Origin of the sequence: Paenibacillus sp. LK1 (genome assembly GCF_002750415.1) — a bacterium.
GTDB lineage: Bacteria > Bacillota > Bacilli > Paenibacillales > Paenibacillaceae > Paenibacillus > Paenibacillus taichungensis.
This window is the reverse complement of the sequence record NZ_PEII01000017.1, coordinates 85,180-97,978: the sequence shown is the minus strand read 5'-3', so window position 1 is coordinate 97,978 and position 12,799 is coordinate 85,180. Positions and strand designations below refer to the sequence as shown.

The 12,799-nt window shown below is 43.4% G+C and carries 11 protein-coding genes; 5 read left to right on the top strand and 6 right to left on the bottom strand.

Translation table 11 applies throughout. The features are described 5' to 3' along the window. Nucleotides 1-229 precede the first annotated feature (229 nt). Together CS562_RS28835 and CS562_RS28830 are read right to left on the bottom strand one after the other, a co-directional pair. Entirely contained in the window at nt 230-1,984 is a 1,755-nt protein-coding gene (locus CS562_RS28835) for a SulP family inorganic anion transporter (protein WP_099859008.1), read from the bottom strand. 167 nt (nt 1,985-2,151) lie between these two features. After that, entirely contained in the window at nt 2,152-2,481 is a 330-nt protein-coding gene (locus CS562_RS28830) for an ArsR/SmtB family transcription factor (protein ID WP_076291641.1), read from the bottom strand. Between the two features lie 303 nt (nt 2,482-2,784). Here CS562_RS28830 and CS562_RS28825 point away from each other — a divergent pair, with 303 nt between their 5' ends. Further along, nucleotides 2,785-3,180, top strand: a complete 396-nt coding sequence (locus CS562_RS28825) for a hypothetical protein (protein WP_076291640.1) — start codon at nt 2,785-2,787, stop codon at nt 3,178-3,180. A 210-nt stretch (nt 3,181-3,390) separates the two neighbouring features. Continuing rightward, complete coding sequence (locus CS562_RS28820; RefSeq protein WP_076291639.1) at nt 3,391-4,380, top strand: DUF4003 family protein; 990 nt, start codon at nt 3,391-3,393, stop codon at nt 4,378-4,380. Nucleotides 4,381-4,480: 100 nt separating this feature from the next. Here CS562_RS28820 and CS562_RS28815 read toward each other — a convergent pair whose 3' ends face one another. Next, nucleotides 4,481-5,467 (bottom strand): phosphotransferase, encoded by a 987-nt coding sequence (locus CS562_RS28815; protein ID WP_076291638.1) that lies wholly within the window; start codon nt 5,465-5,467, stop codon nt 4,481-4,483. A 249-nt stretch (nt 5,468-5,716) separates the two neighbouring features. Here CS562_RS28815 and CS562_RS28810 point away from each other — a divergent pair, with 249 nt between their 5' ends. Continuing rightward, nucleotides 5,717-6,661: an alpha/beta hydrolase fold domain-containing protein gene (locus CS562_RS28810; RefSeq protein WP_076291637.1), complete on the top strand. Its 945-nt coding sequence runs from the start codon at nt 5,717-5,719 to the stop codon at nt 6,659-6,661. A 112-nt stretch (nt 6,662-6,773) separates the two neighbouring features. Continuing rightward, nucleotides 6,774-7,097, top strand: coding sequence for a hypothetical protein (locus CS562_RS28805; RefSeq protein WP_076291636.1), 324 nt, complete (start codon nt 6,774-6,776; stop codon nt 7,095-7,097). Nucleotides 7,098-7,240: 143 nt separating this feature from the next. Here CS562_RS28805 and CS562_RS28800 read toward each other — a convergent pair whose 3' ends face one another. Then, complete coding sequence (locus CS562_RS28800) at nt 7,241-7,456, bottom strand: hypothetical protein (protein ID WP_076291635.1); 216 nt, start codon at nt 7,454-7,456, stop codon at nt 7,241-7,243. Nucleotides 7,457-7,853: 397 nt separating this feature from the next. On the opposite strand from CS562_RS28800, the gene CS562_RS28795 reads away from it, so the two are divergent. Next, a complete protein-coding gene (locus CS562_RS28795; protein WP_076291634.1) occupies nt 7,854-9,194 on the top strand; it encodes a lytic polysaccharide monooxygenase in 1,341 nt (446 codons plus the stop codon). A 447-nt stretch (nt 9,195-9,641) separates the two neighbouring features. On the opposite strand, the gene CS562_RS28785 is transcribed toward CS562_RS28795, so the two are convergent. Next, complete coding sequence (locus tag CS562_RS28785) at nt 9,642-10,316, bottom strand: hypothetical protein (protein WP_076291632.1); 675 nt, start codon at nt 10,314-10,316, stop codon at nt 9,642-9,644. Nucleotides 10,317-10,617: 301 nt separating this feature from the next. After that, on the bottom strand, nt 10,618-12,798 hold the full coding sequence (gnpA, locus tag CS562_RS28780) for a 1,3-beta-galactosyl-N-acetylhexosamine phosphorylase (protein ID WP_076291631.1): 2,181 nt from the start codon (nt 12,796-12,798) through the stop codon (nt 10,618-10,620). Nucleotide 12,799 lies beyond the last annotated feature (1 nt).

Genomic DNA, 12,799 nt, shown 5'->3' with positions numbered 1-12,799 from the left:
AGAAATACAACAAGGAATGTAAGGAAGCGGATTCATCGAATAAATAGGCAGCAGGCCATGCAAAACCAGAATAACCAGAGCATTCAATGCTTGTCACCGGACTTACACATTTGACTTAGTGTTCTCAATCAAGCCGTACAACAAAGTAGCATCCCCATCAAATATAGACGCAAGTACTCGTCCAATTCCCTCCGTGTGAAGAAGCTTCGATCAGAACGATAATTCCAGATTATATGGAGGTAGACTCCAGCAAACTTTGCCGTTCAGCAACGTTATCCTCTCGCGACAACACAGCACATTCACGAAAAGCAAAATGCTTGCAGCCTAGGCATTTCTGGTGATTTAGATGCTGTAATGCATAATTGATGGCTTCACCGGTATGCTCAAACATGTGATCAGGATGAATGCGCTCCATTAAACCCGTTTTCCTCATCATCTCCAAGGGCTGTGCCTGAACGCCTGAAAACAGTATCATGCCACCATATCGCTCAAAATGCTTCACCAAACTGGCAAGGTTGGCTTCACCTGTTGTATCCATAAAAGGAACCTTCCCCATACGCAGCAGCAGAATACCTGGTCTTTGATGAATTGAATCCATCACCGATTTCTCAAACAGATCTGCCGCTCCAAAAAACAAAGGGCCTTCAATCGTATACATACTGATCTGTGGACAATCATGCCCTTCATGAACCATATGCGCCATAACCTTCTCATGCTTGTGATCGGGGTCAGGCAGCACTTTGGCAACCTTCAGCATCTCGCTCATGCGCTTCACGAATAGAAGGACCGCAAGGATCAATCCCACCTCCACAGCGGTGGTTAGACTCGTAAAAACGGTGAGCAAAAAGGTAATGAGTAGTACGAGTGAATCACTCGTTTTGGTTTTCATTACATGTATGAACGATCTCCGCTCACTCATATTCCAGGCAACCAGCATCAGCACCGGGGCCATACTGGCAAGCGGGATGTGGGACGCATATGGTGCGAAGAGAACAAGCACCAGCAACACAACAACGCCGTGAATAACGCCAGAAAATGGCGATACTGCACCGGATTTGATATTCGTTGCCGTACGTGCAATGGCCCCTGTTGCTGGAATGCCGCCGAATAGCGGTGTCACCATATTCGCGATTCCCTGCCCAATCAGCTCCCGATTGCTGTTATGACGGCTCCCGGTCATGCCATCCGCAACAACAGCTGATAAAAGCGATTCGATACCGCCCAGCATGGCGATGACAAAAGCGGGCTGCAGCAAACTCACCACACGAGCCCATGTGATCTCTGGAATATGAAACTGGGGTAGCGCTCCTGGAATAACACCGAAAGTCGAGCCAATCGTAGCCACATGATCCTTGAAAAAGAGTGCAGCCACGACAGTGGATAGAAAAAGACCGAGAAGCGAGGCTGGTACCTTTGGTACAAACTTTGGCACAAGCAAAAGAACAACCAGACAAATTCCAGCTGTCAACAAACTGTATATATTAACCGTCGAGATATGCACACCGATTTCTTTCATATTGGACCAGAAATCCTCGTGCTTCTCAATGCCGCTCAGCCCCAGAAAATTCGCAATTTGCCCACTAAAAATAATCACAGCAATACCCGCCGTAAATCCAATGGTCACGGGTCTTGGAATAAATTTGATCAACGCGCCAAGCTTGAAAACACCCATAAGTACAAGCATCAATCCCGCCATCATCCCGGCAATCAGCAGATTTTCGTATCCATACTGCATGACAATGGCAAAGAGGATCGGAATAAATGCACCCGTTGGACCACCAATCTGGAATTTGGACCCCCCCAGCAAGGAAATGAGAACGCCCGCGATTATCGTTGTATACAGACCATACTCAGGTTTGACTCCGGAAGCTATCGCAAACGCCATTCCGAGCGGGATCGCAATAATGCCCACAATCAGTCCGGATAACAGATCCTTGCGAAAAGTGGAAGCATTGTATCCTACAAATCTCCCCATCCATTTCATCTGTCTTAACCTTCTTTTCTTTATATATTTGAATATTTGAATATAATAAAAAGACTACTCCGGTCTGTGCTCTCTGTCAATCGTAATGTTCACAACAGTTACCCTCATAAAACGCAAAAAACAAGAAGTTACCTGAACTTGCTTCCGGTTCCTCTTGTTTAATGTGTTTAAGTATCTTTTCGAATGTCTTCCAGCATGGAAATGGCATCAACCAAATGATTGTCAAAAATCTTTTTAGCAACGGCCAGCAGGTCTTTAATCAAAGGGTCACGAAGCGAATACGTAACTGTCGTTCCTTCTTTTAATCCCTGGACAACGTTCTTGCTGCGCAATACAGCCAACTGCTGCGAGACGGCGGAACCTTCCGATCCCAGAATGCTTTGCAGTTCATTTACATTTTTCGCCCCATCGCTCAGCAGCTCCAGAATCTGAATTCGCATCGGATGCGCCAACGCTTTGAAAAAATCCGCTTTAAACTGTTGTATGCTCTGATTCATACGCTATGCCCCTTCAACCAAACTTTTGAAGATGCAAATATCATAACATATAACATATTGAAAGGAATTAGAAAGGAAATGTAACGCTCTATGTCGTCCGTGAAGGGTTACAGTTCGTACAATCTATCCTGTCATTTAATCGCTATTTACAACTGTATTTTATTGGTATATATTATAGCCGTCAGGAATGTTAACGCTAACATAAACTGAAAAAAGGAGGATGTCTCAATCCATTTTCGAAAAGGTTTTCGTTTTAGTGAGCTTACACTTTAAAACATTTCATTTTGAAAGGATGAGGTATCGATGAAAAAACTAAGCACCACATTATTTGTATTTTTTATGGGCATATCCCTTATGTTCGGCCTGACCGCATCAGCGAATCCCGCCATCGTAAGTTATGGAGGCAGCTATTCCAATACACTCACTGCTGGTCAAGGATACGCCTACATTCTCCCTAATGCCAAAACCACCGGTACAAGCGTAAAAATTACTGCTTCCGCAGCCAATGCACTTCAACTGCACTACTACTGGAGCTACAATAATACGACAATCGACCTGGGGACAGCCATTGTAAACAACAACAATTACAACGGCGGTTCAGCTTACTACAATCCTGGCACTCTAGTCACTGTGGTAGAACGCGTACCAGCGTCCACGACGTTGTACCCTTCCGTATCCTATACCATATCTTTCAATTAACAGTACAACGAACACATAGTATCCATTCTTATATACAGATTCAAATACATGAACTCTTTCAGTTTTAATCAAAAATGCACCTCTTAGAAGTACAAATTGGAGCCTGCCAAGGATTCCATAAACTTCTGTTGGGGTGCTTTTTTCTGTGAACGAGGAGGCCCCATTTATAGTAAACTGGAGAAAAGGTCCAATCACTCGGGAGGTCTGCTTATGCAAGAGCAACATGCTGCACGAGTCGAATTATTCGTTACCAACACTCAGATCATCAAAAAATCATTCAAGTGGCAAAATGTGATGATGCACCGTCTGGCAGCTCTTTTATATGCAGCGGAAAATAAACAAGCCGATGGCGAGGCCATTCGCCACAGTCATGAATTGATTAAGCAAAACACCAATCTCTTCTCGGCCTTCAGGGGAAATTCGGCGATCAGCGTCGCCACCTTGCTCTCACTTACAACAGATCAGGAAAAGAAACTGGAAGACACCCTGCTTATCTATGATCTGATGAAAAAAATCAAATTTCGTACGTCCGATTTTCTGGTTATTGCCGCCTATCAGATTGCAGCTCACGCGACGACTGACCAATTCGAGCATAAGGTCGAACGAGCCAAAGCATTTTATGATCACATGAAAGCCCAACACCGCTTTCTTACCGGACAGGACGACTATATTTTTGCAGCTATGCTGGCCCTATCCGATCTCGACGTGGAATCCGGTGTGACCCGTATGGAGCAGCTCTATGTAGAATTAAAACCTGAGTTCTCACCAGGCAATAGTGTGCAGGCATTAACGCAGGTACTGGTCCTAGGTGATGATAATCCGGAGGCAGGCGCTCATGTGATAGCGTTAAATGAGGCATTCCGTAGACGGGGAATACGATTAGACAAAATGTACACCCTGCCGGCTCTGGGAATCCTCTCCCTACTGCCCGCTGACAGAGATACGTTGGTAGAGCAAGTTGAGGAAACGTATGAGTGGTTGCGTACACAGAAGGGCTTTGGTGCCTGGTCAATCAACAAACAGGAATTGCTGCTGCTCTCGTCCTCGCTGGTGGCAGTGCAATATGTGGAGGATCTTCGAAACGGCGTCCTGACCACGACGGTCTCCACTAGCATCGCCAACATTATCATTGCCCAACAGGCCGCCATGGCCGCTGCTGCAACATCGGCTGCCGTCGTAGCTTCGACTTCATCGAACTAAGTAAAGGTCATGAAATGCATCTTACAAAAAAAAGAGGCCCTCTGGAACCATCCAGAAGGCCATCTTCATTTGAATTCATCATTGCTGTTAGTCATCACCGCTAAACAATCCCCTTATCCCGGAACTCTTCCACGAAACTATTGAGCCAATCCGAACCATAATCCAGCGCGCCCATATCACTTTCGATAAAAGCAACATCCAGACCCATAACCCAGAATCGGCGAGCAATAATAAAAAGGTCAACAGCCTGTTCATCTTCGGCAGAGAAGCTTCTAACCGAACGATATCCCGCTATGAGCGCACTCCATAACACTTCTTTTTGCTCACCAGACTGTCTCTTTCGAGCCTTCACCTGCGCCAGATCGTAGGCACGCCAACCATTAGCAGCCCACTCAAAGTCATAATGGATGAACTGACTGCCCTGTTGAAAAGCATTATTATTCCCATGCATATCGCCATGGCACAGCCCATTGTCCAAACCTAGTTTGGATGCGACGCCGATGCGTTCTTTTAACGCTCTAGCAAACGTATGTAGAAATGATGATGCTTCATTTTTTTCACCGATGTAGTTGATGATTCGCTCAAGAGGTTCGTCAATGAGAAACTTCGTATCCAACTCATATCGCGGCTGCTCCAATACCACTTGGTCCATCGCTTTATGCAGCTCAGCCGCAGACTGACCAAAAGCGTAACACGACTCTTCATCTTCAAGGTTGTTCTCGATACCCTCTATATAGCGAAACATCACAGCAACCCGCTTGCCTTCCGCGGCCTCCAGCACCGTATATTCAGTATGATCTTTCTTCTCGATGTGTTCTCCAATATCGGTATGTACAGATGAACCTAAAATGCCCTTTAATTGAGATAACAGGGAGAGTTCGTACTGAACATCAACCTCCGTAATTTCAGTACGGTAGACACGAAGAATATACATGCCAGAAGAAGTACGTACCCGGTAAGTATCATTTAACCCTCTCAGCCAAAATAAACATTCTTCCCACGATCCGATGTCGTATTGATCACTCAATACATGCTCCAGATATTTAGGGTTAAGCACTGAACGTAAAGCAGTCGGTTGATTGAACATATGTATGCTCCTTCAGTTTGATATAATCATCACTTTGGTTACAGATAAATGATTCCTTCATCTATCAATCTATAACATAGTATATTTTTAATTTATTTTCCAGAATATATATTTAATCAGGTGAATGCATAGCTGAATTCATTTCGCCTCTTTTATGTGCACCAATCACTTTCCCAGCCTTGACCTTGAAGTATACTTCAGGCTTTATACTGTGGATATCATACTTTATGGATGAGAGGCGGCGCCCAAATGAGTGTAAATATATATAACAAAAAACGCTCTATCAAGAGCTATTTACTAGAAAAATACATCGGTACTTTAGATAGCAAGAAGAATTTATCCACGCGAGAAAACACCCTGAAGCACTTGGAACACATGGGTGTAGAGAACACTAAGCCTTATGAGCTGGGTAAGGTTAAATTAATCTCCTCAGTCAACAAACGTTCCTTTGAAGACATGCAGGTATTCACATTAAATAACCAAATGTCTGCTGATCAAAAAGTGATTCTATATATACATGGCGGCGCTCATACACACCAGCCTCTAACCTTTCATTGGAAGTTCATGGACCGCATCGCACAATCGTTGAATGCCAAAGTTATAGCCCCCATCTATCCCAAAGTGCCTCATTTCAACTACCAGCATACATATCCAAGACTCTTAAACTTATACCGGGAAATCATTGAATCGATAAAGAGTCCTGCACAACTTACTATTATGGGAGATTCAGCGGGTGGAAATATTTCGCTAAGTTTCGCACATTACATTAAGATGAATCTTCTTCCTCAACCCAAAGATATCATTTTGTTATCGCCATGTGTGGATATGGTTCTGGACAATCCGGTCATATTCGACTATGAGACCCGAGATCCGATGCTGGCTGTGGAAGGCTATGATGTAATTCGGAGAATATGGGCGGCAGATAAAAATCTGGATGATCCATTGATCAGTCCAATATACGGAGACTTCAAAGGACTCGGAAAGATTACCATTTTCATCGGAACCCATGAAGGTTTATTTCCCGACAACATGAAGCTCGACAAACTGCTTACCGATCAGGATATTGACCATAATACCTTTGTATATCCCAAAATGAATCACGTCTTTGTGCTTTATCCTATTCCTGAAGCCAAGGATGCAGAGCGCAAAATCATAAATATTATTAAGCATGTATCACAGGAATCGCATAAATAAGACTGCTACTGAAAAAAAACAGGAAAATAACATTCAACCCTTGTAAATTGTATTATTCCGGGTATAATACTCGGTATATAGAAAAGAGTAGCTGACTGGAGTGAATAACGCCATGGATTCTTTGACACAAACTTGGGTTAACGATTATTTGGACTTATATAATTATGCCCGTACCATAGAAGACTCGGAATGGGCTGAAGATATTCTCAGGAAGCTTCAAGATCAGAAGAACGCGTTGCTGGAGGAAGAACGAAAAGCGATACTGCTCCGTGAGTTGCTTACAAGCTATGACCGAATCAACAAGCAACTGATAGACATTTTCAGCAAACTGAGAGTCGCTTCAGAGGGTTACCAGACTGAGTCTTTACAGGAGCAATGGTTCAAATTGAAGCTAATGCGGATTGATGTCTCTAGGAAGATTCTTCAATATAAATAAAATAAACAAGAAAAAAAGCCGGTCTGCAGTTCGTCTGCTTAACCCGCCTTGATTAAAGGCTTACTATTCTTTTGATGCGTACAGTCAACTGTTCCGCACATATGTAAAGCCCGCCAGCTTTACATAAAATGAATGATCGATAATTACATGGATGCTTTCTTCATGTTGCTCATCATGCCCATCATTGTGGTCATCATTTCGTCGCATTCTTGCATACAGGACATCATTTTATTCATGTCCATGCCTTCCATCATGCTTTTGTCTTCCATGCATTCCATCATCATCTTCATGGATTTCATCTTGGACATCATTTCTTCCATGCACATGTTCATCATCATGTTCATACACATATTTTCCATTTCAACTTCCTCCTTTCAATTATAGTAAACTTCCTTTTTTTAGCATAAACGATTCCTTTCTTAAAAGCAATCTTTTTCCCCTTGCCTTTTCTGTAAAATCGATGTATAATACGCACTTCACTTATCAATCCTGTCGGAAATAAAGGCTTTTGTGAAGAGATGATCTCTCCGCAAAGGCCTTTTTGCATGCCTACCTAAGTCTTGAATAACTGGATTATCTATCAAATTTATCCTTGTTCAGCAAATGTAGGTCCTTTACAATAACTTTAGAAATTCCCGTATATCGATTTCTTTATTGAACAATATCCATATATGGTATATGGAATAGCACTTCCTTAATTACGATATAAGCTCTTACTTGAGTTTATATAAAAAAAATGATACAGGAGGCTATCGAATGTTCAGATTCATTTTACCGTCTTCAAAGCTAGTAATGATTTGCTGTCTGCTGGTGCTTACAACAGTAAGCATGCTGTTCAACAGTCCCAAGGCGTTGTCACATGGTTACGTAGAAGGGCCAGCGAGCCGAGCTGCACTTTGTGCTTCCGGAGTCAATCAAGATTGCGGCAGTATCGTGTATGAACCCCAAAGCCTGGAAGCACCTAAAGGCTTCCCTACTGCAGGACCTACGGACGGCCATATTGCAAGCGCTAACGGCGTCTTCCCTAAGCTCGATGAGCAATCCGCCACACGTTGGTCGAAAGTGAATATGTCTAGTGGCAGTAATACGTTTACTTGGAAGCTGACAGCTAACCATTCAACGGCAAGCTGGAAATATTATATTACGAAAACGAACTGGAATCCGAACGCACCTCTATCCCGTGATTCGTTTGACCTGACACCGTTCTGTTCGGTTCCCTATAATGGCAGCCAGCCTCCATTTAGCTACACCAACTCATGCAACGTACCAGATCGCAGCGGTTATCATGTCATTCTAGCAGTCTGGGAGGTTGCGGATACTCCTAATGCCTTCTATAATGTCATCGATGTAAACTTCTCCGGGACGAACCCGGTTGATAATGTAGCACCAACACCTCCAACTGCACTTGTGGCAACTGCAACTGCTGCGACCAGTACATCCTTATCGTGGAAGGCTTCCTCAGATAATGTAGGGGTAACGGGGTATAAAATTTACAACGGGACTACCTTAATAGGCAATGTATCTGGCACAACTACAAGCTATACCGTAACAGGGCTTACAGCAAGCACGGCTTATACCTTTACGGTCAAAGCAGTCGACGCAGCAGGCAATGAATCTGCAGCCAGCAATAGTGTAAGCGTTACCACAACTGCGCCTCCTGCAAACGACACTACCGCACCTACATCTCCAGGCGGGTTGCATGTGATGGGAACACCAACCGCCTCCAGCATTCAGCTGATGTGGACGGCATCTACGGATAATGTAGGCGTGACAGGGTATAAAATTTATAACGGCTCTACTTTAGTTACAACAACATCCGGGACGGCAACGTCTTATACGGTAACCAATCTTGAAGCGAACACAACCTACAACTTCTCGGTTTATGCTGTTGATGCAGCAGGCAACCAATCTGCTGCTAGCACAGTCAGCGGTAAAACAGCCGCAGCTGCTACTGCACCTGCATGGGCAGCCAACACGCAATACACAGTGGGCACAATCGTGAGCTACAATAACCTGACGTATAAATGCCTTCTTACACACACGTCTCAAGTGGATTGGATTCCTTCGGCAACACCAACCCTCTGGCAGGTGCAATAACTGGATTGACTGGAGGATTAGTTAAAAAGAAGTCCTTATAAGATTCTGATTACAACCATAGCCGGTCCATATTCAGGGGATCGGCTGTGTATTACACCATGCAAAATAAGACGCTTCAGGAATTAGTCCCGAACGTCTTATTGCTTGCTTTTTATGTTTCTATACCGATTTTATCATATGTCCATCTTCCAAGAACGACTCTGGCGCCTGAATCCTCACCCACCCCAAGGCCATAGCCAACAATGCTGTGATCCAGACATGCAACCAAATAGATAAAAGCTTCAGGCACAGCGTAGGTGGAATCGATTGAATTTTGCAGGAGGGCTCCACATTTCAAAATTCTTTGAACTGCTCCAGATCGTTCTTCTCCACACTAGAGCGAAACTGCGGATTCGTTAGATTGGATGACTTCCAGCAAATATTGCTCTACATTTTTTTCTTTTAGCCTCACAAAAAGCCGTTTAATCCACCAAATATATGCCCTAAAACATTAAAATATATCATAATGAAAGAGAGAACTATAGAAATTGGTAGAACAATCAGAAATCTTAACGGACTTTTAGGAACAATAAAAAGTAAAACAATGACCATAATCAGATATATTCCCATAAGTATAGGGATCAAATAGTAGTGAGTGTGCTCAGGTAAGTAAGCGTGCCGCAATCGAAATCCTTCTGACAGTAAGGCTGTAATCGGAAAGGATAAAATCAAACTAGATATGATTCCATAGCCACGTGCATACCACATTACATAAGCACATACCGGAGATATCAACGCGCATATTCCCCAAAATATAATTTCTCTCTTGGGGAAAAAGTGCAAAAAAAACACGGTGTACACATAGTAAACAGTTAATAGCGATACAAAAAAGGAGAATATCTTTAGAGCTGCTAATTTGGGAGAATAACTAAAAACCGATAAGAGTGTTGCAACAAAAATCCATATACCTAAACGTCCACCAATAGCGTCAAATATGGGGTTAATCCCCTGAGTATCTACAAGCTTTGCTGCTAAACCTAAAATTACCCCGATCACTATCGCACTTACAATGGAAATTTTTTTTTGTTCAGTTGTTGAATTGTTTCTAATTCTAATTTGATTCAACTTATTATGTATTTCCATTTCAACCCTCCAATTCCCATAATCACCATATACTTTAACATGATTTATTTGATATTTTCATATATTTTGTGAAATAACCGTATTTTTAAAAGACGAATACCCTTTCTATACAAAATCTCATCCCAACTGAATAAAGATTACCTTCCCTAGTGAATATAGACGGAGTGGAAAATGTTCGTGATTGAGTCATAGAACAAATTTACTTTTATGGTTTACATCATAAAAATATTCATGAGCAGAATTCCTTTTTAGCCCAAATAGACCGCTCCCTGGTCAGGAAACGGTCTATGCAGAAGATATTCTATGAGGACATCGATTTGGTTAAACCAATCTTGGTGATGACCGTATCATACGGAGCCAGTTCGAGCGTTTGTTTTCCGTAGTCCGTATCAATTGTCGTGGTTTGAACCTGATCACTATTGTTAATGACGACCAACATTTTACTCTCCGGATAATAAGTACACTCTGTAAATAAGTTATCCGTAATGTACTTCGAATTATGGAATTCATGACCTGCAAAGCGAATCAGATTCAGCAGCAATCTGGTATTCTCCCAACTGAATTCGAATGAAGGCAGGTAGATTCCTTTTCCTTTACCAAAGTCATGTGTAGACAATGTAATCATGCCATCCGTTTTATCCACCACAGCAGCTGTTCCATCGGTAAGGTATATGTTATTCTTCGGTGCTATTTTTGCCCCTTCCGGCAACAAACCATGCTCATCGCGAGTCTCATATGTCCATTTTCCATGAACCACCCTGGCGCCAGTATCCTCATCCACCCCAAGAACATGTGCCATTCTGAAAAAGCTGTCGTACCCTTCTACCGCCGATGGCTGGTTGATGCCAATAAAAGTACCGCCTTCATACACCCATTTGGTCAGCAGGTCCACACAATGGTGGTCATTCCAATGTTCTCCGCCGCTCCAGGCTGAACCGGCAGAGCCGGCATTGATCAAGACATCTATATGTTGCAGCACGCCCTGACGGATATCTTCAAAATCTATGAACTGCACTTCAACCGGTAAGCCTGACAAGGCTTCATTTACATGAATCAAGTCATGCATATACGTTTCATGGAAATGGCCGGACAACGTCCACGATCTTAATTTGCCCCAGCTATGCAGAACAGCTACCCTCGTCTTAATCTGATAGGGCTTGCCTTCATGATGAAGTTCTTTTATTTCCCTGAACTCGTCCGCAATCTTCTCGATGTAATCGCAAAAGTCGGGGTAAGGCTCTACTAGATGCAGATATCCACCCAACCCAATCCGGTCAATCGGCTCTCTGAGCAAAGCTCGCCTGATATTAATCCAATACTTTTTGGCATCCAGCGTAGGGTCTCCGCCCTCCTTAAAGGTAGGAAGTCCGCCTAAACCAACTGGAAACAAGTAGGGATGCAGACGAATTTCATGGATATCCACGTTAACACCTGAACACATCCTCGCCTCATAACCGGAAAACACACATTTAATCATCCCATCGAATCCAAACTCCTGAAAGCGGTCATTATAAGGCTCCATGCCAACCCAGCTATCATCATAGAAGACATACGCCAGCTTGCCGTGGTTATGCACCATATCAATTAACTTCTTCCCAAATTCGATGACAAAATCATTGATAAACGCCATCCAGTCCAGCTTGCGCTGCTGCGCCGGAATATGACTCACGCGATATTTGCCGCCATTCACAAAATCCTCAGCCGAGAGTGAATACCCATATTTTTGAGCAAACAGATCCAACGCTCTCGAACTTACCGTGAAATCGTATGAACCCCAATCCGAGAAGAGATGTCGATTACGCTCGTCGCTGCCCCAGATCCAGGCGAAATTATAAAACAATGAGGTGAAACGAACTACCGTTGTTTCCTGATGCTGCTGACACCAGTCCTCCATCCAATCCAGCAGATATGTCTGCGTTTCCGTATAGATCGGATCAATTTGCATCAAGTGCTCCTTGTCCCAATGGTTCGTGGTGTGATTGTACATCGAGATTTCTTCCCAGATCCGATAGGCCATGAAGCTTACTGTGTATTTATGCCAAGGAACAATGCCGGTAATGACTACATGGCCGGATTCCCTCTCATAATTCCACTGTCCTCTTGGCACTTCCTCCCCGGTTGTCCGGTCAAAGACCTGCCAATACTTAAAGGCCTCTTTGGAATCATTCACCTTGAATTGTTCAGCAAAAAAATCCTCCATCAGATAAAACGATACATAATCTTGTACAGCTACCTTCGGATTCGTAATAAGAAAACATTGCTGGAGCTTATCTTGATTTTGGGATGCCCATTCGTTATGATCCCGGATGATGCAGATGGTCGAATAAATGCCATACCCCGCGTTGATAATTTCATCGGATAATTGTGTACCGTCACTGTCTCGAATGACATCGGCACCCCACCGTTCGGCAAGTTCCAAAGTCAGTGCCTCATAACCGGATTCGCCGGGTAGTGTAAAGGAGCCTTTGATTGGTTTGGACAAC